Origin of the sequence: Actinomycetospora endophytica (genome assembly GCF_021026375.1) — a bacterium.
GTDB classification, from domain to species: domain Bacteria; phylum Actinomycetota; class Actinomycetes; order Mycobacteriales; family Pseudonocardiaceae; genus Actinomycetospora; species Actinomycetospora endophytica.
The window spans coordinates 229,891-255,940 of record NZ_JAJNDB010000001.1; the positions used below are offsets into that span (position 1 = coordinate 229,891).

A 26,050-nucleotide genomic window follows, 5' to 3' on the forward strand; every position below is an offset into this window, starting at 1 on the left:
GGTCACTCCGGAGATTCCCGACCGCGTTGACGCGAGCCTTCGCGGTCTTTTCGTCATCAGGGAGTTCCGGACCACCGGCAACGAGCACACACTCGTCACCGATCGCTCGTGCTACTCCTGATTCCGGCACCGCGATCGGATGGTCAGCAGGTTCCCGTTACTGGAGGTCGTCGACGATGAGCGAGGAATCGTCCGGCACCGGGCCCGTCGCAGGTGTCGTGGTGGGGGTGGACGACTCCCACAGTGCGCGAGCCGCGGTGGCGTGGGCGGCGGCCGCCGCCCGTCGACGCGGGCTCGGCCTGCACCTGGTCGAGGTCCTGCCCGGGCCGGGAGTCGAGACCGGGACACCGCACGGGAGGGCGCGGGCGCTGCTCCACCAGGCGCAGGGGATCGCGCGGACGATCAGCCCCGACCTCACGATCACCGTCCGCACCCTGCCCGGGCGGGTGGGTCCCGCCCTCGTCAGCTATGCCGCCGACGCCGGGCTGCTCGTCGTCGGGTCGAACGGTCCCGGCGGGCCCATCCCGCTGTCGCTGGGTTCCATCCTCGGCGAGGTGACCACGCGCTGTCGGTGCCCGGTGATCCTGGTGCCCGCCAGGAGGGAGCTGCGGCCGCGAGTCGACGACGCCCCGGTGGTGGTCGCGCTCGACGACGGTCCGGACGGTCGGCGGGCGCTGGAGTTCGCCGCCGAGACCGCCCACCGCTACGGAGCCGCCCTGTCGGTCCTGGCCGGGACGACCGCTCCGAACCGTGAGGACTCGGGCGGACCCTCGGTCGGGCCCCCGCCTCCGGCCGAGCTCGACCAGCTGCATGACAGCTATCCGGGCCTGGAGATCCGTACCGAGACCGTGACCGGCCGACTCGGAGACGAGCTGCTCAACGCGGGCTCGCGGGCCCAGCTGATCGTCGTGGCCGCCCGCCGGCGCGGCTCCGGAGGCGGCCAGGCGTCCGGCTGGACGCGACACTTCCTGCCCGTCCTGAGCGCCTGCCCGGTCGCGGTCGTGTGACCGCCGGGGCCCACCAGCCCGATCCCCGGCGGTCGTCACCGGCTTCGCGCCGGCCAGGCTCCCGACGTCAGCCGAGCTGCTTCCGCAGACCGGCGATCCCGCCGCCGAACACGTCCTGGGCGAAGACGCGGTTGAGCTCCTCCTCCTGCCCGGCGTCGGCGTCGTACTCGGCCCACCACTCCACGAAGGTCTCGCCGGTGTCGGTGACCGGGCTGACCCGGACGGTGGCGACGTAGCGGCGGACGCCGAACGGGTTCGCCCCGGTGAACGTGTAGGTGAGGGTGCGGCCGGGGTCGTCCAGGACGAGCAACCGCTCGTCGAAGGGGTCGCCGCCGTCGGCGAGAGTCAGCCTGCGGACCGCGCCGACCTGCCCGTCGACGCCCTCGACCAGTTCGCTGTGCCCGATCGCGGGCAGGAAGGCGGGCAGGTCGTTGTAGGCCCGGATCTGGGCCCAGACCCGGTCGACGGGCGCGGCGACGACTCCACTGGCGTACGGACGCGGCATGGTCACTCCAAGGGTGTCAGGTGGTTGCTCTTGAGCGGGCGAGCCGGTGTCGCCCCTCGGTGCAGGGGTCGGCCGGGGGGAGCGTGCCTGCTTCCGGCGCGTGGCGGCAACCTCAGAGGTTGGCTGGCCCGCCGGGCGTCAGCATGCGCAGGTGTGTGCGCTGCCCGTGACGGGTGAAGGCACCGGGACGGTGTATGCGGGCTGGGTCAGGTGGCCCAACCGTCGGTGTTCACGGGGATCACCGTCGCCGCGTCGAGAACGGCAGCGGCCTGGGCCGCGACCGGGCGTCGACGCAGACGTGATGGTCCACGTGCTCGGCGCATCCGGTCTGGACCACTGGGCAAGATCCGACCGGTGGCTCCGGATCTCCCCTTCCCCGGCCGTGATGTGCTGCGGTTGCTGTCCTCCGGAGGCGGGCGGGAGGGTGTGACCGGTGGCCGGGCACGAGCTTCCTCTGAGGTCGGACGCCGGCCATGGACGATCGTCCCCGAACGGGCTCTGGACATCGCTGGCACCGTCACCGTCGTTGCTGGCCGGCCAATCGGCCGAGCTGGATCCCATCGGTGATGTCACGGGGGCCGTCGCGATCCGGATCGACTGGCGCGGGTCCGGCCCCGTCGACCCCTGGACCGGCCGGACCCGCTACAAGACCACCACCTCGGGCGGCGGCAGCGGTTCGCACGGCCACCGGCCGTATGCCCGCGCGGTGAACCACGCGCACTCCGAGGCGCTCCGCCGGCTCGTGGCCGAGGCCTCCGACGAGGAGGCCGACGGCGTGGTGGACCTGGACCACCACGTCGTCGAACACGACGACGGACTGCTGGAGGTGGTGCTTCGGGGCACCGCGGTCCGGGCCCGCACCGCCCAGCGACCGGGCCGGGTGTTCACCACGGACCTCGGCGCCGGCCAGGTCGGAACCCTGATCCGGCAGCACTGGGTGCCGGTCACCGCGGTGTGGGGCTTCTCGGTCGGGGTGCGACCAACCGACTGGTCCGCGGCCCAGCAACGTCGCCGGAGCGCGCCGCCGCAGGAGGTCGTCGGCCGGAGCGATCTCCTGACCCGTACCCGGGCCGATGCCCGCGATCAGCTCGCCGACCGTGCCCGCCGGGCCGGAGCCGACGGAATCCTCACCTCGACGATGACGCTGCGGGAACGCAGTGAGATGGTCTGCGAAGCCTTGATCCGCGGAACCGCCATCGCCCGGTTCGCACCGGGTGACCCCACACCGGACGACATCGCGCCGCTGACCGTCATGCCCCTGCGCTCGTAGTGCGGCATCCGGCCGTCAGGGTGTCGACGACAGCGCGTCCCAGCGGAGCCGGAGGTCCTCGGCGTACGCGTCGGGGCCGGCGAACGCCGCGTCGTGGATCCCGGACCTCGCGACCTCGATGTCTCCGGTGGACCCGACGCGCAGCATGGTGGTCGACCCGTGCTGGCGGGCCGGGTCGCGCTCGGCGTCGCCGTCGAGCACGAGCACGTCGTCGCCGAAGGCAGCGGCGGCCTGGGTCGCCGTGACCGCCGTCGCCCCTCCGGTGGCGTTGGCGCTGCTCATGAACACCCAGCCGAACGCCGTCAGGATCTCGGCGAGGTCGGGGCGCCACGGCGCGGCGGTGAAGAACACCCAGCCGTCGCGCACCGCCGGCGCCAACCAGTCCGGGACCGGATCGGCGACGGGCACCAGCACGCTGACCGTCTCGGACCCGACGAGCCACCGCAGCTGAGCCGTCGCCGTCTCGGTGACGGCCAGATGACGATCGAGCACGTCGAGGTCGCGCACGCTCAGCCCGACGGGTTGGTCCGCGGCGCGGCCCTTCGTGGTGTTCACGACGGGGCCGGTCGTCGCCGTGACGACGTACCCCGCCGGAGACGGCAGCGGCAGCACCACCGGTCCACCGCCACGAAGCACCTCGACCGCCTCGGCCACCGTCGCGGCATCGATCCGCCGGATCATCTCGTTCCCTCCGCCTCGCCGTCGTGCCCGTCCTCTCGATCTTCGATGGTGCCCCTGAGCTCGCCGCGACGACGTCGAACCGATGCGATCCGTGGCGAAGGTCGCGGAGCTCAACAGTGGGGTTGGCGCCGTCGGCGGCTGGACCTTGACGACCTGTTTCGGTCAGCGTCTAATTCGTCTATAACCGAAATCATCGGTAGCGGACCGCTCCGGAGGAGGCTCACGATGACGAAGTTCCTGGTGCTGTACCGGGCGAAGATCTCGGCCACCGAGCAGATGAGCGCCAGTGACCCCGAGCAGGCGCAGGCCGGCATGGACGCGTGGATGGCGTGGGCGACCCGCGCCGGAGATGCGGTGGTCGACCTGGGCTCCCCACTCGCCGTCGTGGAGCCCGCGGGGGACGACGCCGACCCGATCGGCGGCTATTCCATCCTGCAGGCCGAGTCCCGCGAGGCACTGGCCGCCGTGCTCGAAGGTCACCCGCACACCGTCTGGGGCGGCACCATCGAGACCCTCGAGATGCTGTCCATGCCGGGAATGTGACCCGACGGGTTGGTCGCTGAGATCACGGTTCCTGCCCGGAATGACGCCGCCCACCGATCTCGTTGCCCGATCCGACCTGAATTGGGCGCCGATCGATCCTCGCCTTTCGCGTTCGGGATGACGAATGCGCTCGTCGGATAACCGGGCACCGTCAACAGATCCAGGATCCGACATCCCGGTGAATCGTCCGCTGACCTGGGTGACTCGCGAACGATCCGATCGGTCAAACGATCGGGCGCAACCCGCTCGGCCTGCCGTTCGCCCGTCGAGCCGCCCCCCGGAGATGTCGGAGGAGCCCGGAGAGCGAGCACGATCCGCGCCCCTTCCCGAGTGATCGTGACGTTTTCGATACCTATTCCGTGGCGCCTGATCCCGTCCGCCGGGGTGCCATGGAATCGCCCCACATCGTCGGCCACGTCATTGAACGACATCGCCCGAGAAATGTGATGTTCCACTGCGCCGTGGACTCGTGGTATGAGTAATTGACCGCGCCCGAACGGCGACCGGCGATCAATGCCGAGGTGGGCGGGCGATGCGTCAATGGGGGGATCGCGTGTCGGATTCGGGATGCAGTGGGCGCTCTGGTCGATCACGGGGCGATCGGTCGTCCGCCGGTGCCGTGGCAGGAATGCGCCGATCAGGATCGGTAACGGATCGAGGTCGACGAGGCGGCGCTCATCGCTTCCGACCCGCGGCGAGGACCAGGACGACCGAGGAGGACCTCGCCCGACAGGCCGGTCCCGGATGGACACCCCGCCTCGATCGCGACGTTCCGGACGGCATGCCCACCCCCGGCCGCGGCCGTCACCAGGAGGCGGGCCAGGGCGCCTGCCTCATGGAGTACGTCTCCCTGCTGGTGGGGGAGGCGTTCTCCGATCGGCCGACGTGCACCCACCCTGCGCTCGCCGAGTTCGCGCGCGGGGTCAACGACCGCCTGTCGGACGACGGCCGAGCCAGCCTGTTCAGCCGGGCCCCCGTCGTGGCCACCATCGGCCCACGAGCCCCGGGTGTGGCCGCGGCAGTGGCCACCGCCGCCCTCGCCGACCTCGGCCCCGACCGCCCGGGCGGCGGCCTCGATCCGGATGAGAGCCACCTTCTGCAGAGCCGACTGATGCGGTTGCGTCGCCGCGATCGGCCCGGCCGCCACCGGTGGGGCCGTCACCGCGACCGCATCGCCGCCCGTGAACTGATCCACGTCGGCCTCGAGCGCACGCGCCGCATGCCGCCCGGGCCTGCCCGCGACCGAATCCTGCTGCGGCTCTTCGACCACGCCCTGCTCGCCGTCCCTCGCACCCCCGCGTGATCGGAACCGGGAACAGCAGCGGACCGACGGCGCGTGTCTGAGAGGTCGCGATGGTGGAGGACCCGGCAGGGACCCGGCCCGACCCGGACGCCCGCCCCGGACGCCCGTGGCGGTCGGGGACCTCGGCGCGGTGGTTGGCCGCTCTACGCCACCACCGTGGTCGGCGCCCATCCACCATCGATCCGGCCGAGCGGGCTCCCGCCGCCACCGAACCCCGCGCGAGGGTGGCCGCCGCGGACGAGGAATCGTTGACCGGCCGGCGGATCGGGTTCTACGAGGTCGGGGACCTCCTCCACGACGGGACCCTGAGCCGGGTCTATCGAGCCTCCGACCCCCGGCTCGACCGGGCCGTCGCGCTCAAGCTGATCGCCCGGCGTCACGCGCACGACGAGGAGCTCCGTCGGCTGTTCGTGGCCGAGGCCCGCCACACCGCCGCGGTCGAGCACCCGCACATCGTGCCGGTCTACGACCACGGCAGAACCACCGACGACGCGCCGTATCTCGTGATGCGCTACATCCTCGGCGGCACCTTCGCCGACCTCATCGCCTGCCACCCGTTGCCGCTGAGCCGCTTGCTCGTCGTCGGCGGTCAGGTCGCGGGCGCGCTGGACGCGGTGCACGCCGCGGGTCTGGTCCACCTCGACGTCAAACCGGCCAACATCCTGGTCAGCACGTCTCACCGGACCGGCTCCGACGCCGGCGGCGACTACGTGTACCTCGCCGACTTCGGCCTCGCACGCCCCGACGGAACGGTCCCCGCCGCGCCCGCCGGGGCGTTCCTCGGGTCTCCGGCCTACGCGGCCCCCGAACACCTCCGCGGCCACTCGATCGGTCCTGCCGCCGATCTCTACTCCCTCGGCTGCGTGCTGCATACGGCGCTCACCGGTCGTGCTCCCTATCTCGGAACGGTCCCCGAGATCGTCTCCGGACATCTCACCGGCGGCGCCGATCAGCCACCAAGCCGGCTGCGTGCCGCCCACCGACCGCCGCCGGAGCCCGGCCTCGCCGCGGGCCCCGCCACCGACGCCGTGTTCGCGCGCGCCCTGGCCGCCGACCCCGCCGACCGCCCCGCCACCGCCGCCGACCTGCTCGCCGGGCTGCACGCCGCGCTGGCGGACGACGCGAGCGCGGCCGGGTGGCGGGGCCCGGAGAACGACGGGGTCGAGGGGTAGCCAGTCGCCCTCGTGAGGTCAGCCGGTGAGGACGACGCCGGCGCTGCGCAGCAGCGGCGATCCGTCGAGCGCCACCGCGGTGTGTGCGTCGGACACCTGCCGCGGCCCGGCCCGCCCGCTCACCTGCCGCACGGCCTCGATGAGGTGCCCCATCCCGTGCAGGCGTCCCTCGGAGAGGCTGCCGCCGAACGTGTTCACCGGGAGGGTCCCGGTCCGCGCGATCCGGCCGTCCCGCACGAACGCGTGCGCCTCCCCCTCGCCGCAGAACCCCGCGGCCTCGAGCCAGTAGTAGACGGAAGGGCTGAACCCGTCGTACAGCTGGGCCACGTCCATGTCCGACGGTCCCAGACCCGTACGCGACCACAACGCGTCCGTCGTGGTCCGGCCCGCGGCGACGTAGTCGTCGAGCATGTAGAGCGGCTGGGCCAGCGGCGCCCGGCGCACCGTCTGCTGCGCGTAGGCGCCGACGTACGCCGGGCGGTCGACGAGATCGCGGGCCCGCTCGCTCGTGGTGAGCACCAGCGCGGCGCATCCCTGCACCGGGACGTCACAGTCGTAGAGGCACAGCGGGTCGGCGATCATCCGGGCGCCGAGGTAGTCGTCCCGGGTCAGCTCCCGATCGCGGAAGATCGCCTGCGGGTTGAGCCGCGCACCCTCCCGCTGGGTGACCGCGAGCTCGGCCATCGCCTCCCGCGAGGCCCCGTGACGGTGCAGGTAGCGCTGGTAGGCGACGGCGTGGGTCTGGACGATCCCGGTGAAGCCGTACGGCGCGGTGAATTGCTGATCGCCGCCGACGCGGTCCTCGGTCCAGGCGCCGTAGGACCCCGGCGGCCGGGCGCATCGCCCGCCACACGAGCACGTACCGGCACACCCCGGCGAGCAGCGCGTCGACCGCCTCCACCACCGCGCTCGCGACCATCCCGTCGGAGACCTGCGCGTACCAGCCGATCGCGCCCGAGGAGAAGAGGTGGTCGAGCAGGTAGCCGGCGCTCACCAGGTCGACGCCGTCCTGGCGGGCGGCGCCGTGGAACGGCTGGTCGGGATAGGTGGCGAGGCCGTCGACGTCGTCGACCGTCAGGTTCGCGTCGGCCAGCGCGGCCCGGCAGGCGTCCAGCGCGAGCGCACCGAGCGGCCGCGGATCCGCCCGCACGATCTCCGAGACGCCGCACCCGACGACGGCCGTCCGCCCGGCTCCCTCCCACACCGGGATCAGCCCTCCGCCGGCTCGAACTGGGGCAGCACGAGGTCGTCCGCCACGTGCTCGAACCACACCCGCACCGCGGCGCCGATCTGCACCCACCCCGGACGCGGACCCGGCAGGCCGCCGACCAGCAGCAACCCGTCCTGCACGGTCAGCGCCACGACGACGTTCGTGTGCGGCCGGCCATCCGCGCCCCGCCCCGGCACCGTCGTGTGCGAGTGGACCCGGCCCTCACCCGGCACCTCCCGATGGTCCAGCTCCTCCCCCGCGCACCACGGGCAGAGCACCCGCGGCGGGTGGTGGAACCGGCGGCAGCGCAGGCAGTGGCGTAGCACCAGCCGGTGCCGGCGGGCGCCGTCCCAGAACGGCGCACTCAGCTCGTCGGGGACGGGACGGATCGGCACGGATCACCTCGTGACGCCTCGGGCCCACTCGGCCTTGAGCTCCTGCTTGGCCACCTTGCCCGACGTCGTCCGGGGGATGTCCTCGGCCCGCCGGAACACCACGTGCGCCGGGACCTTGAACCGGGACGCGAGCGCCCCGACGTGGGCCCGCAGCGTCTCCGCGTCGAGCCCACCGGACGCCACGACGAACGCCGCCGCGATCTCTCCCTGGACCCGGTCGGGCACCCCGAGCACGTAGGCCTCGGAGACCTGCGGGTGCATCAGGAGCAGCCCCTCGACCTCGGCCGGGGACACGTTGATCCCGCCGGTCTTGATCATCTCCTTGACCCGGTCGCGCCGACCGTCCGGAACCGGACGGCCACCCGCTGTCCTGGGAGGAGCTGTGGGAACAGCTGCTGTGGCGGGCACGGATCACGCTCGACGGACCCCGGGCGGCGTGCCCGAGCCCGGCGGCGAAACGGCAGGCGATGGTCGTGCTGCTCGGGGCGGGCGGCGGTGCTCTGGACCGCGCTCTGGATGCTCCTCGGCGTGCTCGCGCCCTGAGCCGGACCCTGGACTCCGGGCCCGACATGACGAGGATGACCGCATGGCCACTGCCTGGGTCCTCGACGAGGACGACGCGCTCGAACTCCTCGCCTACCTCATCACCGCGGCCCGCACCCAGGTCGACGAGGCCGCCGAGTACGGACCGATGCGCCTGCTGACCGCGGCCCATCGGCTCGCCGAAGCCATGGCGCCGCGCTCCTCCCCGGCCACCGCCGAGACGCTGAACGGGCCTCTCGCCGAGATGCCGTTGCTCGCCGTGCCCCGGGAGCAACGCGACGAGTACGTCGAGGATCTCGACGCCGTCTGCCGGTCGCTGGCCGCGCACCTCACCGCCCGCTACGGCGGCACGCCGTGAACGACCCCGTCCTCGACGCGATCCGCCGACGGCGGGTCACCCGGTCCATGACCGACGAGCCGGTCGCCCGGGAACAGATCGAGACGATCCTCGAGGCCGCGCGGTGGGCGCCGACCGCCGGGAACCGACACCTCCAGCGGTTCGTCGCGACCACCGATCCCGCCACGCTGCGCGTGCTGCGCATGGTGTCGCCCGGGATGATCCCGCGCCCGGCCGCCGCCGCCGTCGTCGTCTGCGTCGACCGGGAGCTCGTCGCGCGCTACGGCTTCCCGACGACGGCGCCGGGTCCCTGGATCGACGTCGGCACCGCGACGGCGACGATCCTGCTCGCCGCCCAGGCGGTCGGTCTCGGCGCCGGTCCGGTGAGCTCGTTCAGCCGGGCCGCGGTCGCCGTCGTCCTCGATCTCCCCGGGTCCTGGAGCCCGGAGCTGATCATCTGCCTCGGCCATCCCGCGGCCGACCAGCCCCGGCCGATGCAGCGGCCCCGCGCGCTCGGCTGGCGGGACCTCACCCGGTGGGTTCCCGACGACGACCCGGGTCCTGCCGCGGACGCGAGGTAGTCACCCGACGGCGGCCGGGGAGGAGCTGATCGCCCGGGCGGCGGATCGGATCACGTCGGCCACCTCGTCCGGGTGGGAGAGCATCGGCACGTGGCTGCTGTCGAGCTCGTAGGTCGTGGCCTGCATGCGCCGGGCGCAGAACCGCTCCAGCTCGGGGTGGACGGTGCGGTCGTCGCGCGCCACGACGTACCAGCTGGGCTTGGACCCCCAGGCCGTGCCGGCCACCCGCTGGTTGAACAGGTCGGTGTCGGGCACGCCCTGCGTGGCCCAGACGATCTGCTGTTCCTGCGAGGGCAGGTCGCCGGCGAAGCACTCGATGCCGCTCGGGCGCAGCCAGATGCGGCCGTCGGCGACCTCGATGTGGGCGAAGACGTCCGTCGTCGGGAACTTGTCCTGCAGCGTCTGTGAGGTCTCGTCCTCGTCGGGAGCGAGCGCGGCGAGGTAGACGAGCCCGGCGACGCGGTCGTCGGCGCCGGCCGCGGTGATCACGGTCCCGCCGTACGAGTGGCCCACCAGGACGGCGGGGCTCGACACCCGGCCCAGGGCCCGGTGCACGGCCGCCACGTCGCCCTCGAGGGTGTCGAGGCTGTTCTGGGCGGACAGGACCTCGAAGCCGTCGGCGCGCAGCAGCGACATGACTTTCGCGAAGCACGAACCGTCGGCCCACAGGCCGTGGGCGAACACGATGCTGGGCTTGGTCGAGGTGGGCATCGGTGGGCTCCTCCGGAGGATGCGCTCGGGTCGATTCCCGACGCTGCTCCCTCCCGGGGGCGTCCGCCATGACGCAATACCCTCGGATCCGGACTTCGGCGCATACTGCCGAGGTGGCCAGGACGGTGGCGCTGCTCGCGTACGACGGGGCGCAGTCGCTCGACGTCACCGGCCCCGCCGAGGTCTTCGCGATCGCGAACCAGGAGGCCGGCACCGAGCTCTACCGCGTCGTCGTCCTCTCGCCCGACGGCGCCGAGGTGGTGTGCAGTTCGGGCCTGACGCTCGGGGCCCGGTCGTCGTTGGGCGATCACGACGGTGCGATCGACACCTTCGTCGTGCCCGGGAGCCCCACCTGGGAGCGGGCGATGCACGACGAGGCGCTGATCTCGGCGGTGGCCGCGGGGACCGGGCGGAGCCGCCGGGTCGCCGCCGTGTGCGGCGGCGCGTTCCTCCTGGGCGCGGTGGGTCTGCTGGACGGGAAGCGCGCGACGACCCACTGGGCGTGTCTCGACGACCTGGAGCGCTGCTTCCCGACGGCGAAGGTCGAGCGCGGGCCGATCTTCACCCAGGACGGTGCGGTCTTCACCTCGGCCGGGGTCACGGCGGGCATCGACCTGGCGCTCGCCCTCGTGGAGGACGACCGCGGCCCGGGTCTCGCCCGGAAGGTCGCGCGGTTCCTCGTCGTCTTCCTGCAGCGGCCCGGGAGCCAGGACCAGTTCAGCGCCCGGATGCGCCAGGAGCCCCCGGCGCACTCCGCGCTGCGCGGTCTGCTGGACACCATCGTCGACGACCCGACCGGGGATCACAGCCTCGCGGCGCTGAGCGTGCGGGCAGGGTACAGCGAACGACATCTCGCCCGGCTGTTCGTGCGGGAGCTGGGGACCTCGCCGTCCCGGTACGTCGACGAGGTGCGCCTCGAGGCCGCCCGGACCCTGCTGGAGGCCGGAGACGCCTCGATGGAGGTGGTCGCGCAGCGGTCCGGTCTGGGCTCGGCCGAGACCCTCCGGCGACGGTTCACCCAGGAGGTCGGCATTCCCCCGGGCGCGTATCGACGGCGTTTCCAGACGACCGGTGTGTCCCGGTAGCCCCGGGCCGGCCGGCGCACCCGGGCCCGACCTGTACGGCCGCGACCGGGAGCTGGCGTGGCTCTCGACCTGGTACGAGCGGGCACGCGCCGGCCGGGCCGGGCGGGCCCTGGTCCTGGGGCCGGGCGGGATCGGCAAGACCGCGCTGGTCGACGCCTTCGCCGCGCGGGCGCCCGGAGCGGTCGTCGTGCGGGTGGAGGCCGACGGCGACCCGGCCGCCGGCGCGTTCCTCGATCTGGTGCACATCGCGCTGGGGGGCAAGGGCGGGCGGGGCGCCGTGGAGTCGGTGGCCGGTGTGCTGGCCGAGCTCGGCGCCGTCCAGGAACGCGGTCCGGTCGTCGTCGCGCTGCACGATCTGCACGACGTCGACGACGCCTCGGCCCAGGTGCTCGCGCGCACCTTCCGACGGCTGCGCCACGACCACGTCCTGATCCTGGCCACGAGCCGCTCGGCGGCGCTCTCGCCGGTCTGGACCCGACTGTTCGCCGACGGGCCGGAGGCGGGCACCCTGCCGCTGGACGGTCTCGATCAGCAGGGTGTCCGCGACCTCGTCGAGCAGGTGCGACCGGGACGCTGGAGCCGAGCGGCCGTCACCCGGCTCCACGAGGACACGCAGGGACACCCGCTCCACCTCACGACGCTGCTGCGTGAGCTCTCCGACGAGGCCCTGCTCGGGGACGAGCCGCTGCCCGCCCCGCGGACGCTGGCCGACGACGTCGCGACGGTGACGGAGCGGCTGTCCCCGGCCGCGCGCCGGCTGCTCGCCTGCCTGGCGGTCCTCGACCGACCCGCGGGCCGGAGCCTGCTGGCGCGCTTCGACGAGCTCGCCTCGGTGCCGCTGCCGCCCGCGGCCCGCGAGCTGGCCGACGCCGGACTGGTCGACGGTGCGGACGTCGGGGTGCGGCCCGTCCTGCGGATCCACCACCCGCTGGTCCGCTCCGCGGTCTACGCCGCGCTCGCGCCCGATCAGCGCGTCCGCGTGCACCTCGACGCGGCGCGCGCCGTCGGCGGCACGGCCGCGCTCACGCACCGGGCGGCCGCCGCGGACGGCCGCCCCGACCCGGACCTGGCGTCCGAGCTGGAGGCCGCGGCGGACGCCGACCCGGCCGACGGGCGGGCCGGGGCGACCCGACTGCTCGCCGCGGCCGAGCTGAGCGCCTCGGGGGCCGAGGCCGAGCGACGACTGCTCGCCGCCTGCCTGTTGCTCGTCGACGCCTACGACACCGACCGCCTCCGGGCGCTCGCCCCGACGGTGCACGACACCCGGCCCGGCCCCGAGCGCGAGATCGTGCTGGGCTTCCTGGCCAGCCAGGACTTCGACCCCGCGGCGGCCGTCCACCTGCGGCAGGCGTTCGACACCTCCGACGCGGACCGCGAGGTGAGGGCTCTGGCCGGGGTCCGTCTCGCCCTGGAGCACGTCTTCCGCGGTCGCGGCCGCGATGCCGCCGACGTCGCCGTCGAGGTGACCGCGCTGACCCGTCGTCCGATCCGCGCCGAGCAGGCGGTGATCCTGCAGGCGGTGGGCCGGGCCCAGCACGCGGGCCCGGACGACGGGCTGGCGCTGCTCGACGGGCACCTGCTGGGGGCGCTGGGCGCCGACCCCGCCATCACGGCCGGGACCCTGCACCTGGCCGCCGGGAGGGTCGCCGTCGCCGGAGCGCACCTGGACGAGGGGCTCGGCCGGGTGCGACGCGGAGCGGAATCGACCAGCACCCATCGCGCGCACTGCCATCGGGTGGAGGTCCTCTACCGCACCGGCCGGTGGGACCTCGCCGAGGCCGAGGCCGACATCGCGCTCGACTGGTTCGCCGACGGCGACCGGCCGTGGGCGGAGTCCCTCGCCAACGCGGTGGCCGCCCTCGTCCCGGCCGCGCGCGCCCAGCAGGACCGGGCCGGTGAGTTCCTCGGCGTCGCCCGCGCGTCGCTCGCCCGGACGTTCAACGCCCAGGGCGCGCACGCGATCGCGCTCGCCGAGGCGACCCTGCGCCGCGCACTCGGCGATGCGGCCGGGATGGAGCGGGCGCTGCGGACGCTGCCGGAGATCGCGGCGCGGGGCGGGATGGCGTCGGCGCCGTTCGCGCCGTGGCGACCGCTGCACGCCGAGGCGTTGGTGGCGACCGGCGACGTGGCGGGCGCGCGTGGGGCCCTGCGCTCCTGGCCACGGGCCGGCTCGCCGCTGTGGTTCCGTCTCGCCCGTCACCAGCTCCAGGCCCGCATCGCCCTCGCGACGGGGGACGCCCCCACGGCGGAGACCGCGCTACGGGCCGGGATCGCGCTCGCCGAGCGGCACGGCGAAGAGGTCGCCGACGAGTGCCCGGTCGAGCTCGCCGAACTCCGGGTCCTGCTCGGGTCGCTGCCCCACGTCACGGACGGTCCCGAACAGCTCGCGGCCGCCCGACCGGTCTTCCTCGCCCTCGCGGCGACCCCGTGGCTGGAGCGCATCCGGGCCGCCACCGCCCACGCCGTGTCCGACGACGCCCCGGGCGACCGCACCCTGACGCCGCGGGAACGCCAGGTGGCCGGCCTCGTCGCCCTGGGCATGACGAGCCGGGAGGCCGCGGAAGCCCTCTGGGTCACCCCCAAGGCCGTCGACTACCACCTGGGGAACGTCTACACGAAGCTCGGACTGACCTCCCGCCGTCAGCTCCGTGGTCGTTCCTTCTCCTGACCTGCGAGTCCTGGGGACTTTCCCCAGGGTTTGCGCGGTCGCGCGGGCGGACCGTCGTCCGCAGGACCGGCTCGGGCAGCCGGGACGACGCGAGGAGGACACCATGGACCCGGCCGCCTACGGCCCGGCCTTCCTGCCGGTCATCGCCCTCATCGGCGCCCTGATCCACATCGGCGTGATGAAGCACCGCACCCGGGAGCGGGTCCTGACGATCGCCCTGCTGTGGACCTTCGGGGTCGCCGTCGGGCTCAGCGAGGTGGTGACCGCCGGGTCGCACTTCTTCGCCCCCGCGGCCACGGCCGCCCAGATCGGGTTCCCGGCCGGGAACCCGTTCCAGTGGGAGGTCGCCTGCGCGAACCTGGCCTTCGCCGTGGCCGGGATCGCCTGCGTGTGGGCGCGCAGTCTCTGGAACGGGACCGCGGTCGGCTTCGTCGTCTACTTCTGGGGCTGCGGGGTCGGGCACATCGACCAGTACGTCAACCACGGCAACACCGCCCCGTACAACTGGGGACCGATCGTGGTGGTCGTCTTCCTCGTGCCCGCGGTGCTCGCCGCCCTCCTCATCGCCCTGCGTATGACGCAGCACCGCGCGGCGCCGGCCGGTCAGCACGAGCAGGCCGATCTCGTGCGCTCCTGAGCAGGACGTCCGACCGTGTCGATTCTGGACAGAAATGACCGTCCGGCGGGAACCATTGTCCTCCCCGCGAATCGTCTGGCCCTCGGACGTGGCCGCGAGTTGGTACGTCCGAGTGATCTGCTCACCGCTGACACAGCAACGAGCCGCAGATTGCCACCAGGACGACCAGGATCGTCTGGTCCGATCGCCACGACTACTCGCGCGAACGGCTGTGTTCAACCGTGTCTCGGCTGATCAGGTGTGCGGGCCGCGATCGCGAGAGTTCTCCAATCGTCGACGGACATGCGTTTTTCGCACGTTGAGTGTCGATGACGACCACTCGTATGGTGTGGCGGCCACCCGTTCGGCCGATCGACCGGGCACCGAAGAATACGGGTGGCCATATTCGATACAGCGACCGTGCGGGAGAACGCCGGGTGACGAGTGATGCACGGATGGTCCACGACTCGGGCCCGCGTCGTCTCTCGGTGCGCGTTCCGCAGGCCGCCCTGGCCGGGAAGCGGGAGTACTGGGAGTGGCGCCGTCCTGATACCCGCGCACCGACGGAGCCGCCATCACGGTCCGGATACGCGGATTCCCTCCGCGGCTCGGTACCGCCGGCGGGTCCGCCATTCGACGACGGCGGTGGGGGCGCCCCTCGCGACGGCGGCGCGGTCGACCTCGAGGCTCTCCTGGCCCTGACGGCGCTGCCGGGCGGCGAGGCGCTCTGCGTTGTCGACGACGCCGGACGGCGTCTCGCGGAGACGGGTGACGTCGGCGACGCGTCCGCGCTGCTGGAGTGGGTCCGTCACCTCGGGACGGTCGCCGGAGCGCGGGGAGAGGCCCTCGACGACGTCGTCGTCGTGGCGTCCCCGGCGTACCACCTCCTTCGTCGCGTGACATCGGACGGCGGGTCTCCGATATGGGTCTACCTGCGGTTGCGCCGACCCGGCGGCAACCTGGCCATGGCGCGCAACCACCTCGCGGACCTGGCTCGCCGGGGTCGGCGTCGAGCCCTCCCCGCGTCCCCGACACCGACCGGGCCGCGCGGCATGCCGAAGCTCCCCGCGAGGGTTCGGCTGCCGGCCACGGCCCACGCGGTGCCCGCGCCGACGCCGGACATCGATCCCGCCGGGCCGCTGGAGGAGACGACGCACGTGCTCCTGACCAGGTGCCTCGGCGCCCTCCGCAATCTCGTCCTCGGTCCGCAGGTCGGACCGACACCGCCGAGAGGCGGCCATGCCGAGGACCCGTCACCGACGACGGGCCCCGTCCGCACGACCTATCACAGGGAGAACCATGGCTGACATCGATTACGTTCTCGGCGCCGCTGCGAACATCAAGGGGGCGTTCGCGGTCGCGGTCGTCGATTACGAGAGCGGAATGACACTCGGTTCCCGTGGCGGGAGCGCCGAGTTCGACCTCGACGTGGCGGCTCCGGGCAACAGCGAGGTCGTCCGCGCGAAGTTCGACGTCATGCAGAAACTGGGACTCCGCGAGACGATCGAAGACATCCTGATCACGCTGGACTCGCAGTACCACATCATCCGCCCGATCTACTCGAACAACGAGGACAAGCTCTTCATCTATCTCGTGCTGAACCGCCAGCAGGCGAACCTCGCGATGGCACGCCGCGATCTGCGACTGATCGCCCAGCGCTTCTTCATGGACGACCCGAGCGCCGGGCCCGCCCTGACCGCCGGACACGAGCAGGGCTACTACCAGGGCGGACGGCGCTAGCGGCGCGAGCGATCCCGGGGGGAACGAGTTGGCGCGTCATCGCCACATACTGTGCGTCCCCTCCGACGGCCTCTCGACGGTCCTGGAGCGGCTCCTGGCCCAGCACCGGATCCTCGCGGCGACGCTGCTCGACGCGTCGAGCGGACTCGTCCTCGACGGCTACGTCGTGGACACCGGGTGGGCCGACCTCGAGCAGCTCGCGGCCGGGCACGCCGACCTGGTGCGCGGCGCCTCGGCGATCGAGAGTGCCCTGTCGCGCGGCCCCTGGGACCGGGCGGGCGAGCTCACGGTCGACGCCGCCGACGGATGGCACCACCTGCTGCAGCCGGTGCCCGACCCGCACGGCGACCGCCTGGTCCTCGTGATCCTGGTGCACGGCGGGGCGGGCGCCGTCCGCCGGGCGAGGCGACGCCTGCGCACCGTCTCTCCCGAGGCGATCACGGCCGGGCCCTCCCTGAGTCGGCGTCCGGTCGCCGGGACCTGGCTTCCCTCCACCCCGGAACACCCGCCGACCACCTCCGCCACCGAGCGCGGGCCGACCGCTGCGGCGGGGGGCCGGGACGACGTCATGACCGCTCGCCTCGACTCGCGGCCGCTGGCGGCCATGGCCCCGTCGTCCCCCGAGGAATCACCTCCCTCGGGACCGCCACCGCCCGTGTCGGCCGATCAACCGTGAGGCTGCGCCGTGCCTGAGCACCGACCACCGATCCCGCTGCCCCCGGCGGCGCCCCGACCCCCGGGCATACCCGTCGAAGTGGCGGGAGAACGCCCCGGGAGGACCCACGCCCTGGTCCGGGTCGCCGCCATGCGGTGGTTGCGGGTCACCTCCTGCACCGACCGCCGCGATCACTTCGTGACGGTCTACGACATGGAGGAGGCCGTCGGCCACGGCGGCCCACCGATCGCGCTGTGCCGACAGCCGATCGTCCCCGGCCCGTTGGCGATGAGCCCCGGTCGGCTCTGTCCCCGCTGCCGGGACGCCGCCCTCGGACGGGGCGCTCCGCGGAGATCGTTGGCGGAGCGGCTACGGCGGTGGTGCCGCAGTATCGGGTCCGTCGGCGCCCGTCGTGGACGCGTCCGACGCCTCTGACGAACCGGGGCCGGTCCGCGGGACTTGAGTGTGTCGTGGGGGCATGCCTTCTCCTCCCTCGGCACGGCGGGCTCACTGTCGCCCGCCGCCCGGTGACCGGCCTGATCTGGAACCTCGTGCATGGCGGCGGGCACGGCTGGCGGGACGATCCGCGCTCCCGGCGCGCGCACGACATCGCCACCTCCGGAGCGGCCCTCGTGTTCGCCGCGCGGTTCGTGGTCAGCCAGTGGCTCTACTCGGCGGACTCGACCGGTGGGCTCGCGATCGCCCGGGCCTCGATGGGCCTCCCGCTGACGGCGCTGGTGGCGGTCGTCATGCTCTGGGCCTTCCGGCGGACCACGCTCCGCCTCGTCACCCCGGCACCGATCCGACGAACCCGACCGACGGTGTGATCCGCGCAACTCCCCGCTGGAGTGTGCCGCAGCGGCACGCCCGACGGTCTCTCCCGACACCGGCCGCCGCCGCTCCCGCGCACCACACCCAGCGCCACAACCATCGCAGCCACCACGACTCGGACGACGGGCTCCCGGCATCGCCTCGGCCCACCGCTCACCACTCCTCGGCTCGGCCCCCGCGGTCGGCGGTTCTCCGGGGGCTACCCGATCTCCTCGCGCTCGCCCCGACGATCGACACGGTTGCAGACTGGGGCGATGGCGCGGTCGCCGTCGGGTGAGTCGGTCCTGGAGCGGGTGGTGCGCATCCTGGAGGCATTCACCCCCGAGGCCCAGGTCCTGGGCGTCGGCGAGGTGGCCCGTCGGGCCGATCTGCCGGTGGCCACGGCGTCGAGGATGGTCGCGGACCTCGTCGAACACGGGCTCCTGACCCGCGAGTCCACGGGGCGGGTACGGATGGGGACCCGGCTCTGGGAGCTGGCGTCCCGGGCGTCGCCGACGCTGTCGATGCGCGAGCTCGCGATGCCGGTGCTCGAGGAGCTGCTCCGGGCGGTCGGCCACCACGCCCAGCTCGGACTGCTCGACGGCGAGGAGGTGCTCTTCGCCGAGCGGCTCTCCGCCGAGGGTGCGGTCGTCAACTACACGCGGATCGCCGCCCGGCTCCCCCTGCACGCATCGTCGTCGGGCCTGGTGCTGCTGGCCCACGCGCCCGGGGATCTCCAGGAGCGCATCCTGACGGGGAAGCTGGCCCGGTTCACCAGCGAGACCATCACCGACGGCGCCGAGCTGCGCCGGCGTCTTGCCGACATCCGCCGCGAGGGCTTCGTCCTGTGCGCGGGCCACCTCCACCTGGAAGCGACCGGCATCGCGGTCCCGGTGCGCGACGAGACCGGCCACGTCGTCGCGGCGGTGTCGGTGATCGTGCCCAACGACGACCGCGCCCGCGGCCACGTGCCGCTCCTGACGGCCGGTGCCCGCGAGATCCAACGACGCCTCCGTCGGGCGGTCGGCGAGGCCGACGACATCGGTCTCATTGAATGAGAACGCCGTTCCGTGCCCGATACGCGGCTCGGCATCCTCGGTGGCGACGTCGGCGCACGAGGAGGTCGGGATGCCGGGGACGACACGGGCCGCGCCGGGCACCGGCACCGTCGGGGAGGCGGTGGACCGCCTCGTCGTCACCGGGATGTCGACCGCGGCGCAGGACGTCGTGTCCCTGACGCTGACCCGCCCGGACGGCGGCCGGCTCCCGGACTGGGCACCGGGTGCACACATCGACGTGACGCTCGCGAACGGTGAGACGCGGCAGTACTCGCTCTGCGGCGACCGCTGGGACGCCCACACCTTCCGGGTCGCGGTGCTCCGCGAGACCGACGGGCGCGGCGGCTCCGCGTTCGTCCACGACGAGCTCGCCGTCGGGGACGAGGTGCTCCTCGGCGGTCCCCGCAACAACTTCCCGCTGGCGCCCTCGCCGCGCTACCTGTTCATCGCCGGGGGCATCGGCATCACCCCGATCCTCCCGATGATCCACCAGGCCGATCTCGTCGGCGCCGACTGGACGCTGCTCTACGGTGGCCGCCGCCGCGCCTCGATGGCCTTCCTCGACGACCTCGCCGTCCACGGCGAGCGGGTGGAGATCGTCCCGCAGGACGAGGCCGGACTCCTCCCGCTCGGGACGTGGCTCGGCGCGCCGCGCGGCGACACCGTCGTCTACTGCTGCGGCCCGGGCCCGTTGCTCGACGCCGTCGAGCACGCCATGACCGGCGCCGGATGGGCGCCGCATCGGCTGCGCACCGAGCGGTTCACCGCTGCCGAGGTCGGCGCCCCGGTGCGCGACGAACCGTTCACCGTCGAGCTGGCCCGCACCGGCACCACCGTCGTCGTCGGACCTCGACTCTCGGTGCTCGAGGCCGCCCGGCAGGCGGGTGCGACGACGTTGTCGTCCTGCGAGCGGGGGACCTGCGGCACCTGCGAGACCACGGTGCTCGACGGCCTGCCCGACCACCGTGACTCGATCCTGGCCGACCACGAGCGCGCCGCGGGTGACTGCATGTTCCCGTGCGTGTCCCGGTCGTGCACCGACCGACTCGTGCTCGACCTGTAGGAGGACCGCGATGACCACCACCCTCCGCCCGGTCCCGGCCGTCGGCGCCGTCGACCCGTTCTCCCCCGAGGTCCTCGGGGATCCGCTGCCGTTCCACGCCGCACTGCGCGACGCCGGGCCGGTCGTCCCCCTCTCCCGCTACGACGGCCTGTACGGCATGGGTCGCCACGCCGACGTCCACGCCGCCCTCGTCGACTGGCAGCGCTTCTGCTCCGGCGCCGGCGTCGGGTTGTCGAACTTCCGCCGCGAGGAGCCGTGGCGCCCACCGTCGCTGCTGCTCGAGACCGACCCTCCCCACCACGACGCGCCCCGCCACGTGCTCGCGCCGATCCTCGGCCCGCGGGCGCTGCGCCGACTGCAGGGGCCGTGGTTCGCCGCCGCGGAGGAGCACGTCGAGGACCTGCTCGCCGACGCCGGGCCGGGCGAGACGGTCGCGGTCGACGCCATGCCGGCGCTCGCCGAGTCGTTCCCGCTGCGGGTCTTCCCGGACGCCGTCGGCATCCCGCGCGAGGGCCGCGAGCACCTGCTGCCCTACGGCGACCACCTGTTCAACGCCTTCGGCCCGTCCAACGAGCTCGTGGCGAAGGGCGCCCCGCACGTCGCCGAGCACGCCGCCTGGGTGAACGCCCAGTGCCGCCGCGAGGTGCTGAGCGACGACGGGTTCGGCGCGGCGATCTGGGCCGCCGCCGACCGCGGGGACATCACCGGCGAGCAGGCCCCGCTGGTGGTCCGGTCACTGCTCTCGGCCGGGGTCGACACCACGGTCCACGGCCTCGGCGCCGTCCTCCGAGCTCTGGCCACGCATCCCGACGCCTGGGCCCGGCTGCGCCACGACCCGGCTCTCGCACGGGTCGTTTTCGATGAGGCGATCCGGTGGGAGTCGCCGGTGCAGACGTTCTTCCGCACCGCGGAGGTCGACGTCCCGGTCGGAGACACCGTCGTTCCCGAGGGCGCGAAGATCCTGATGTTCCTCGGCTCGGCCAACCACGACCCCCGCCGGTGGACCGACCCCGACCGGTTCGACCTGACCCGCGACCCGTCGGGACACGTCGGCTTCGGGATGGGGCTGCACCAGTGCGTCGGCCAGCACGTGGCCCGGCTCGAGGCGGCGGCCCTGCTCGCCGCGCTGGCCGCGCGGGTCGAGCGCATCGAGGTCGCCGCCGAACCGACCCGACACCTCAACAACACCATGCGCGCCTTCGCGAGCCAGCCGATGCGGCTGCACCTCGGTCAGGCTCCGTCGTAGACCGTCAGGCGCGGTCGGGAGCGGGCCGACGCACCGTCTCGACGACCAGCTCGGCCACCTCGGTCATCCCGGTCAGGTTCGGGTGGTACGGCACCGGGCCGCCCCGGCCCGGGATTCCGAGCTCGAATCCGTACACCCACGGGTCGGGCGACCCGACTCCGTGGGACACGCTCGCGACCGAGGCCGCCACGAGCTCGGCGCCGGAGCGGGCGGCCGCGTCGCGGAAGGCCTGCGCCAGCCCTCGGCCGACGGCGGCGGCCGACCCGGCCTGGGCAGGCGTGAGCGGGGCGACCGACGCCGCCCCGATGAGCGTCAGGTAGTCCACGAGCAGGATCCGGGCTCGCGGGGCACGTGCCCGCACCCGCTCCACCACCTCGGCCTGCGAGGCGGCGACCGCGGCGAAGACGTCCGGGGCCGCGTCCGGGGTGGTGCGGAACGAGACGAGATCGCCGAGCCGTTCACGGACCGACACCGGCACCAGCGGCAGCCATCGGAGCGCCGAGCCGAGCGCACCCGCCGCGAACAGGGTGCCCACGTAGCCGAGGTCGTTGCCGCCGGCCGTGATGGTGACCAGTTCGCAGTCCGGGGTGACGGCCTCGATCTGCGGCGGACGTCCTCGCTGCGGGGTGGTGAGGATGTCGGCGGTCGTGGCGCCCGAGAACGTCACGTCGACCAGTTCCAGGTCCAGCGTGTGCGCCACCTGGTGGGCGTAATTGCGCCCCGACCGGGAGGCGGCGGCATCCACCACCGGCGTGATTCCGGGGCCGGCGGCGAAGGAGCTCCCCATCGCCACGTACTTCCCGCCCGACCCTGGAGCCACGTCCGTCATTCTGGGTCCTCCCGACCCTCGGCGCGGGTGGCCTCCCCACCGCGATGGTCAGTTCCTGGTGGGGAGCAGTCCGTTCTCGGTGGCGAACAGGGCGGCGGCGCCTCGCGTGGAGACACCGATCTTGGCGTAGATGTGCTGGATGTGATGGTCGGCGGTCTTGGGGCTGATCACCAGCCGCTCGGCGACGGCGCGGGTGGTCGAACCGACCGCGAGCAGCCGCAGCACCTCGACCTCCCGGGTGGTCAGGCCGGCGGGGAGCGACGCGCGGACGGCCGGACGGTGCCCGGCCGCGGCGAGGACGCGTTCGACGGCCACGCCGCACAGGCGTCCGGTCCCGGCGAGGGCGCGCATCTCGGCCGCCGCCGCGGCCGGTCGGTGCGGCGCGCGATGGGGACGTTCCGAGGTCATGGCCTGGTAGCAGTCGGCCGCGGCGAGGGCCCGTTGCGCGGCGTCGAGCCCGGCGCCGCCGACCCGGCGGTGATAGCCCGACCCGTCCATCCGTTCGTGAGCCGCCCCCGCCGTGGCGGCGAGCTCGGCGGTGTACCGGGTCCGACGCAGGATCTGCTCGGTGTGCAGCGGCACGGTCTCGGCGCGGTCGCGCTCGTCGCGGGTCAGCGGGCCGGGCTTGTCCCAGACGGTGTTCGGCACGGCGACCCGGCCCAGGTCGTGGAGCAGGCCCGCCGCCTCCGCGGCCGGACCGCCGGCCTCCCCGGCGAGCGCCGCCACCGCCCGGGAGTGCCCGGCGGTCCAGGGCGATTTCAGGTCCGCGAAGTCGGCGATCACGAGCAGCGCGTCGTGCACGCCGTCGGCGTCGAGCGGTACGTCCACCGGCGCGGCCGCGAGCGCGGCGTCCCAGGGGTCGGCGTCCTCGATCTCGGCCCACCAGCTCGCCGCGTGGGCGACCAGGAGATCCGCCAGCTCCGGGTCGTAGGCGCCTCCACGACGAGCGCCGATCGTGGCGATCGCGGGGCGGTACCCGTCGAGACGGGCGAGGACCTCGAACTCCTGGGCCAGCTGCGCGACCCGCATCGGGCGCGGGATCCCGGTCCCGGCGATCCCGTTCGGCACGCCCCGCCCGTTCCACCGCTCGAAGCTCGTGGCCAACCCGGCGCGGGCGGCGAGGTCGAGGCCGAAGCGCGCGGCCAAGGCGTCGGCGACCTCGCAGGCGGTCCGGAAGTTGTACGCCACGCTCGTGGGGGCGCCCGCGACGGTCGTGACCACCGACCGCAGCCGGGACAGCCCCGCGCGCCCGGGCCCGGCGTGACCGACCATCAGCCGCAGCATGTCGCCCGGGTTCGCGGCGTCCACGCGCAGCGAGCGGTCACGCAGCGCGATCTCGTCCCCGAACATCGCCGCCACCTCGAACGCGTGCCCGGTGCAGCCCAGGAACCGCAGCGCCGAGACCCACCAGGTCGTGGCTCGCTCGTCGGCGCCGGCCCCGGCGGCGCGGGCCAGCTGATCGGCCAGCGCCGTGGCGCGGAGCTGTGCCCCGGGCGGCTGGCCGAAGGCGTGGTCCTGCCCCACCGCGAGCAGCGCCGCCAGCTCGACCCGGGTCGTCACCGGGGTCATCGGGACACGGTAGGGCCTGGCGCGGGAGATGGGGAGTTCTCCCGACGCGACGAATCCGCAGGTCCCGGGATCGTCGTCGCCATGACAACGACACCGTCACCCCGGCCCACCGCCACCATCGACACCGCCCCCGACGACGACCCCAAGGTCGCCTCCGTGCAGCGTCTCTACGCCGCCTTCGGTCGCGGCGACCTGGACGGCGTGCTCGCCGAGCTCGCCGAGGACGTCGACTGGGCCGCCGAGGCCGCCGGCACCGGCGCGCCCTGGTACGGCTCCTACCGGGGCCGCGACGCCGTGCCCGGGTTCTTCGCGGCCATCGCCTCGACCGTCGACATCGACTACCTCGACGTCGTCGGCTGCACCTGCGGGGGCGACGACGTGATCGCGACCGTGCGGTGGGCATACACCGTCAAGGCCACCGGTCGCCGCGCCGAGATGTACATGCAGCACTGGTGGCGCTTCGCCGACGGTCGCATCGTCTTCTTCCGCGGGTCGGAGGACTCCGCGCAGAGCGTCGCCGCGTTCGCCCCGTCCCTCGTCGAGATCGTCCGCGACGGCTACGACGCGTTCTCCCGCGGCGACATCCCCGCCGTGCTGGCCACGTTCGCCGACACCGCACAGTGGTACTCCCCCGACGAGCTGCCCACCGGCGGCACCTTCCGCGGCCCCGCCGAGATCGCCGCGTTCTTCTCGGCCCTGCCCGCCCACTACGACGAGCTGCAGGTCCACCCCGAGCGGTTCCACGCCGCGGGCGACCGGGTCGTCGTCGAGGGACACCACACCGGACGCGTCGCCGGCGCCCCGTTCGACGTCGGGTTCGTCCACGTCTGGACGATGCAGGATCGGTCCGTGGTGGAGTTCCGCGAGTACATGGACTCGGGCAAGCTCCTGCCGCTGTTCGGCCCGAGGTGACACCGGGGCGGGGTGGTCAGGCCCGCGCCTCGAACCCCGCCTGACGTCCGCTGCCGTCGCACCGGGCACAGGGCCGCTCCAGGACACCGGAGCCGCACTCGATGAACGCCGCGACGATCGTGTGCAGGTGGCCGTGCCCGCGACAGTCGGGGCAGACCACGGCCGGAACGCGCCGCGCTGCTCGTTCCTGACCTCTCGCGACCCCGTCCCCCGACACCCGGACCAGGCTACGGGATCGACCAATTTCGCCATAGTCCCACGATGAACGACGACAGATTGCTCGCCACCGATTCTTGCGCCACCGATTCTCGTGCCGCCTTCTGATCCGACCGGCGTCGCCGCTGTCCGGGAAACGATACGGCCGGCGAACCGCCCCGCATTCGATGCATCACGGCGTTGATCCTTCGCCGCCCATTGTGGCAGTTTCGCCGCCAGCGGCCCGCATGACGCGGAGCCGCCGGGGGGCGGAAAAGACATGCGGTTCAGATCGAAGAAGATCTATTGTTCTGGCGTGGTCGACGAGAGGGCCGCGACGCATCTCACCGCGCGCTGCTCATTGCTGGCGCGGCACGGTGCGCGCCGGGTGGTGATCGACGTGTCGGGGGTGGCGCGCTGTGAGCCAGCAGGACTGGTCGGGCTCTGGGAACTCCACCAGGGCCGGTGCGGGCTCCGGGTGCGGCTGACCGGAGCACACTGGGCGCAATTCGTGCCCGCGTTGCTCCATTCCGAGGCCGAACAGTTCGAGGGCCATTACCGAATGATTCGGACGGTCCTCGAGGAACCCGCGTAGCTCAGCCGCGCAGGGTGTGGCCGGGGGGTCGGCCGCGGTGGCGGGCGACCGCGTCGGGACGGGTGCGGGGGCCGGGACGAGGTGGTCCCCGGTGCTCCTGGCCGTGCGTGATCGCCGCACCTCGGCGTCCCGGCCGGGCGGCGCGGACACTCCGGCGGAAACGTTCACTCACACCCCGGTCAGGCCGAGATCCGGGCCCGACGAGCCGACCACGGCCGTTTTTACGCCGACCGGGCCCTCGATTGCGGCTTTCTGCCGCGGTTGCGGAGAGTGCGCACTGCCTACCCCTCACCAGGGACGCATCGTCGGGGTCGCGTCGGGAAGAAAGCACACGTCATGACAGACATCAGCGCCGGTCAGGAACCGGTCGAGCAGCCACGGCGAGTGGCCAAGAACCGTCTCACTCCGCAGCACTCGGGGACATCCTGGCGCTGGCAGTGGTTCACCAGCCTGGGGCAGCACGAGGTCGCCTATCTGCCGGTCCGGGAGGCCTGGTTCACCCGGTACCGGTCCGGCCACCCCGAAGGCGACCTCGGTCTGTGGAACGAACCCCAGGCGGCGAGCCTGCCCCGTCCCACCAACTGCCGGCACGCGGCACGCATCGCCCAGCGCTACGCCGACACCCGACGGACGTCGTCGTCGGCGGCGCCGACGACGAGGAGGCGGGCCCGGCGTCATCGGCCGGTCGACCCGGCCGACCTGTCCTATCGGCGCACCTTCGAGCGCATCGTCGGGCGTCTCCGCCACTGAC

The 26,050-nt window shown here is 73.5% G+C and carries 28 protein-coding genes; 20 read left to right on the top strand and 8 right to left on the bottom strand.

Features of this window, described 5'->3' with window-relative positions; genetic code table 11:
• The first annotated feature begins 176 nt into the window (after positions 1–176).
• A complete protein-coding gene (locus LQ327_RS01105) occupies positions 177–1,007 on the top strand; it encodes a universal stress protein (protein ID WP_230729680.1) in 831 nt (276 codons plus the stop codon).
• 67 nt (positions 1,008–1,074) lie between these two features.
• Here LQ327_RS01105 and LQ327_RS01110 read toward each other — a convergent pair whose 3' ends face one another.
• Entirely contained in the window at positions 1,075–1,512 is a 438-nt protein-coding gene (locus tag LQ327_RS01110) for an SRPBCC family protein (RefSeq protein ID WP_230729681.1), read from the bottom strand.
• Positions 1,513–2,038: 526 nt separating this feature from the next.
• Here LQ327_RS01110 and LQ327_RS01115 point away from each other — a divergent pair.
• A complete protein-coding gene (locus LQ327_RS01115; RefSeq protein WP_230729682.1) occupies positions 2,039–2,782 on the top strand; it encodes a heavy metal-binding domain-containing protein in 744 nt (247 codons plus the stop codon).
• A gap of 15 nt (positions 2,783–2,797) precedes the next feature.
• Here LQ327_RS01115 and LQ327_RS01120 read toward each other — a convergent pair whose 3' ends face one another.
• On the bottom strand, positions 2,798–3,463 hold the full coding sequence (locus LQ327_RS01120) for a Sua5/YciO/YrdC/YwlC family protein (protein WP_230729683.1): 666 nt from the start codon (positions 3,461–3,463) through the stop codon (positions 2,798–2,800).
• Between the two features lie 225 nt (positions 3,464–3,688).
• Between LQ327_RS01120 and LQ327_RS01125 the strand changes: the two genes are divergently transcribed.
• The 3 genes from LQ327_RS01125 (at position 3,689) to LQ327_RS01135 (ending at position 6,481) form a co-directional block, all read left to right on the top strand.
• Positions 3,689–4,006 (top strand): YciI family protein, encoded by a 318-nt coding sequence (locus LQ327_RS01125; RefSeq protein ID WP_230729684.1) that lies wholly within the window; start codon positions 3,689–3,691, stop codon positions 4,004–4,006.
• A 781-nt stretch (positions 4,007–4,787) separates the two neighbouring features.
• A complete protein-coding gene (locus LQ327_RS01130; protein ID WP_230729685.1) occupies positions 4,788–5,309 on the top strand; it encodes a hypothetical protein in 522 nt (173 codons plus the stop codon).
• A 248-nt stretch (positions 5,310–5,557) separates the two neighbouring features.
• Entirely contained in the window at positions 5,558–6,481 is a 924-nt protein-coding gene (locus tag LQ327_RS01135; protein WP_230729686.1) for a serine/threonine-protein kinase, read from the top strand.
• A gap of 18 nt (positions 6,482–6,499) precedes the next feature.
• Here LQ327_RS01135 and LQ327_RS01140 read toward each other — a convergent pair whose 3' ends face one another.
• From LQ327_RS01140 to LQ327_RS01150, 3 genes are all read right to left on the bottom strand, one after another.
• On the bottom strand, positions 6,500–7,165 hold the full coding sequence (locus LQ327_RS01140; protein ID WP_230729687.1) for a thiolase family protein: 666 nt from the start codon (positions 7,163–7,165) through the stop codon (positions 6,500–6,502).
• A 525-nt stretch (positions 7,166–7,690) separates the two neighbouring features.
• Entirely contained in the window at positions 7,691–8,086 is a 396-nt protein-coding gene (locus LQ327_RS01145; protein WP_230729688.1) for a Zn-ribbon domain-containing OB-fold protein, read from the bottom strand.
• Positions 8,087–8,089: 3 nt separating this feature from the next.
• A complete protein-coding gene (locus LQ327_RS01150; RefSeq protein ID WP_230729689.1) occupies positions 8,090–8,404 on the bottom strand; it encodes an AMP-binding enzyme in 315 nt (104 codons plus the stop codon).
• A gap of 268 nt (positions 8,405–8,672) precedes the next feature.
• Here LQ327_RS01150 and LQ327_RS01155 point away from each other — a divergent pair, with 268 nt between their 5' ends.
• A complete protein-coding gene (locus LQ327_RS01155; protein WP_230729690.1) occupies positions 8,673–8,987 on the top strand; it encodes a DUF6092 family protein in 315 nt (104 codons plus the stop codon).
• Complete coding sequence (locus LQ327_RS01160) at positions 8,984–9,547, top strand: nitroreductase family protein (RefSeq protein WP_230729691.1); 564 nt, start codon at positions 8,984–8,986, stop codon at positions 9,545–9,547. The genes LQ327_RS01155 and LQ327_RS01160 overlap by 4 nt, the downstream gene beginning before the upstream one ends.
• On the opposite strand, the gene LQ327_RS01165 is transcribed toward LQ327_RS01160, so the two are convergent.
• Positions 9,548–10,258: an alpha/beta fold hydrolase gene (locus LQ327_RS01165; RefSeq protein WP_230729692.1), complete on the bottom strand. Its 711-nt coding sequence runs from the start codon at positions 10,256–10,258 to the stop codon at positions 9,548–9,550.
• A gap of 113 nt (positions 10,259–10,371) precedes the next feature.
• On the opposite strand from LQ327_RS01165, the gene LQ327_RS01170 reads away from it, so the two are divergent.
• From LQ327_RS01170 to LQ327_RS01215, 10 genes are all read left to right on the top strand, one after another.
• A complete protein-coding gene (locus tag LQ327_RS01170; protein WP_230729693.1) occupies positions 10,372–11,343 on the top strand; it encodes a GlxA family transcriptional regulator in 972 nt (323 codons plus the stop codon).
• Positions 11,330–14,011: a LuxR family transcriptional regulator gene (locus LQ327_RS01175; RefSeq protein ID WP_230729694.1), complete on the top strand. Its 2,682-nt coding sequence runs from the start codon at positions 11,330–11,332 to the stop codon at positions 14,009–14,011. Before LQ327_RS01170 ends, LQ327_RS01175 begins: the two co-directional genes overlap by 14 nt.
• 103 nt (positions 14,012–14,114) lie before the next feature.
• The gene (locus tag LQ327_RS01180; protein ID WP_230729695.1) at positions 14,115–14,648 is read left to right on the top strand and encodes a DUF6790 family protein; all 534 of its coding nucleotides are present in this window, start codon (positions 14,115–14,117) and stop codon (positions 14,646–14,648) included.
• A gap of 416 nt (positions 14,649–15,064) precedes the next feature.
• On the top strand, positions 15,065–15,934 hold the full coding sequence (locus tag LQ327_RS01185) for a hypothetical protein (protein WP_230729696.1): 870 nt from the start codon (positions 15,065–15,067) through the stop codon (positions 15,932–15,934).
• Positions 15,927–16,367 (top strand): hypothetical protein, encoded by a 441-nt coding sequence (locus LQ327_RS01190; RefSeq protein ID WP_230729697.1) that lies wholly within the window; start codon positions 15,927–15,929, stop codon positions 16,365–16,367. Before LQ327_RS01185 ends, LQ327_RS01190 begins: the two co-directional genes overlap by 8 nt.
• A gap of 28 nt (positions 16,368–16,395) precedes the next feature.
• Positions 16,396–17,043: a hypothetical protein gene (locus LQ327_RS01195; protein WP_230729698.1), complete on the top strand. Its 648-nt coding sequence runs from the start codon at positions 16,396–16,398 to the stop codon at positions 17,041–17,043.
• Positions 17,044–17,492: 449 nt separating this feature from the next.
• Positions 17,493–17,849 carry a DUF3159 domain-containing protein gene (locus LQ327_RS01200; protein WP_308286231.1) on the top strand — a complete coding sequence of 119 codons (357 nt, stop codon included), beginning with the start codon at positions 17,493–17,495 and terminating at the stop codon, positions 17,847–17,849.
• Positions 17,850–18,107: 258 nt separating this feature from the next.
• Entirely contained in the window at positions 18,108–18,890 is a 783-nt protein-coding gene (locus LQ327_RS01205) for an IclR family transcriptional regulator (protein WP_230729700.1), read from the top strand.
• Between the two features lie 70 nt (positions 18,891–18,960).
• Positions 18,961–19,953, top strand: coding sequence for a PDR/VanB family oxidoreductase (locus tag LQ327_RS01210; RefSeq protein ID WP_443611910.1), 993 nt, complete (start codon positions 18,961–18,963; stop codon positions 19,951–19,953).
• Between the two features lie 10 nt (positions 19,954–19,963).
• Complete coding sequence (locus LQ327_RS01215) at positions 19,964–21,199, top strand: cytochrome P450 (protein ID WP_230729701.1); 1,236 nt, start codon at positions 19,964–19,966, stop codon at positions 21,197–21,199.
• Positions 21,200–21,203: 4 nt separating this feature from the next.
• On the opposite strand, the gene LQ327_RS01220 is transcribed toward LQ327_RS01215, so the two are convergent.
• Positions 21,204–22,019, bottom strand: a complete 816-nt coding sequence (locus LQ327_RS01220) for an SGNH/GDSL hydrolase family protein (RefSeq protein ID WP_230729702.1) — start codon at positions 22,017–22,019, stop codon at positions 21,204–21,206.
• 57 nt (positions 22,020–22,076) lie between these two features.
• The gene (locus LQ327_RS01225) at positions 22,077–23,597 is read right to left on the bottom strand and encodes an HD domain-containing phosphohydrolase (protein ID WP_230729703.1); all 1,521 of its coding nucleotides are present in this window, start codon (positions 23,595–23,597) and stop codon (positions 22,077–22,079) included.
• 81 nt (positions 23,598–23,678) lie between these two features.
• Here LQ327_RS01225 and LQ327_RS01230 point away from each other — a divergent pair, with 81 nt between their 5' ends.
• From LQ327_RS01230 to LQ327_RS01240, 3 genes are all read left to right on the top strand, one after another.
• Positions 23,679–24,509 (top strand): nuclear transport factor 2 family protein, encoded by an 831-nt coding sequence (locus LQ327_RS01230; RefSeq protein ID WP_230729704.1) that lies wholly within the window; start codon positions 23,679–23,681, stop codon positions 24,507–24,509.
• A 475-nt stretch (positions 24,510–24,984) separates the two neighbouring features.
• Positions 24,985–25,299 carry an STAS domain-containing protein gene (locus LQ327_RS01235; RefSeq protein ID WP_504766133.1) on the top strand — a complete coding sequence of 105 codons (315 nt, stop codon included), beginning with the start codon at positions 24,985–24,987 and terminating at the stop codon, positions 25,297–25,299.
• 336 nt (positions 25,300–25,635) lie between these two features.
• A complete protein-coding gene (locus LQ327_RS01240; protein WP_230729706.1) occupies positions 25,636–26,049 on the top strand; it encodes a hypothetical protein in 414 nt (137 codons plus the stop codon).
• Position 26,050: the final 1 nt, after the last annotated feature.

Bases quoted from the DNA above. Each gene is read 5' to 3' on its own strand.
- LQ327_RS01150 (WP_230729689.1), bottom strand. From the start codon at position 8,404: ATGATCAAGACCGGCGGGATCAACGTGTCCCCGGCCGAGGTCGAGGGG.
- LQ327_RS01130 (WP_230729685.1), top strand. From the start codon at position 4,788: ATGCCCACCCCCGGCCGCGGCCGTCACCAGGAGGCGGGCCAGGGCGCC.
- LQ327_RS01210 (WP_443611910.1), top strand. From the start codon at position 18,961: ATGCCGGGGACGACACGGGCCGCGCCGGGCACCGGCACCGTCGGGGAG.
- LQ327_RS01105 (WP_230729680.1), top strand. From the start codon at position 177: ATGAGCGAGGAATCGTCCGGCACCGGGCCCGTCGCAGGTGTCGTGGTG.
- LQ327_RS01110 (WP_230729681.1), bottom strand. From the start codon at position 1,512: ATGCCGCGTCCGTACGCCAGTGGAGTCGTCGCCGCGCCCGTCGACCGG.
- LQ327_RS01215 (WP_230729701.1), top strand. From the start codon at position 19,964: ATGACCACCACCCTCCGCCCGGTCCCGGCCGTCGGCGCCGTCGACCCG.
- LQ327_RS01225 (WP_230729703.1), bottom strand. From the start codon at position 23,597: ATGACCCCGGTGACGACCCGGGTCGAGCTGGCGGCGCTGCTCGCGGTG.
- LQ327_RS01125 (WP_230729684.1), top strand. From the start codon at position 3,689: ATGACGAAGTTCCTGGTGCTGTACCGGGCGAAGATCTCGGCCACCGAG.
- LQ327_RS01240 (WP_230729706.1), top strand. From the start codon at position 25,636: ATGACAGACATCAGCGCCGGTCAGGAACCGGTCGAGCAGCCACGGCGA.
- LQ327_RS01205 (WP_230729700.1), top strand. From the start codon at position 18,108: ATGGCGCGGTCGCCGTCGGGTGAGTCGGTCCTGGAGCGGGTGGTGCGC.
- LQ327_RS01180 (WP_230729695.1), top strand. From the start codon at position 14,115: ATGGACCCGGCCGCCTACGGCCCGGCCTTCCTGCCGGTCATCGCCCTC.
- LQ327_RS01190 (WP_230729697.1), top strand. From the start codon at position 15,927: ATGGCTGACATCGATTACGTTCTCGGCGCCGCTGCGAACATCAAGGGG.
- LQ327_RS01120 (WP_230729683.1), bottom strand. From the start codon at position 3,463: ATGATCCGGCGGATCGATGCCGCGACGGTGGCCGAGGCGGTCGAGGTG.
- LQ327_RS01235 (WP_504766133.1), top strand. From the start codon at position 24,985: ATGCGGTTCAGATCGAAGAAGATCTATTGTTCTGGCGTGGTCGACGAG.
- LQ327_RS01140 (WP_230729687.1), bottom strand. From the start codon at position 7,165: ATGGCCGAGCTCGCGGTCACCCAGCGGGAGGGTGCGCGGCTCAACCCG.
- LQ327_RS01230 (WP_230729704.1), top strand. From the start codon at position 23,679: ATGACAACGACACCGTCACCCCGGCCCACCGCCACCATCGACACCGCC.
- LQ327_RS01155 (WP_230729690.1), top strand. From the start codon at position 8,673: ATGGCCACTGCCTGGGTCCTCGACGAGGACGACGCGCTCGAACTCCTC.
- LQ327_RS01165 (WP_230729692.1), bottom strand. From the start codon at position 10,258: ATGCCCACCTCGACCAAGCCCAGCATCGTGTTCGCCCACGGCCTGTGG.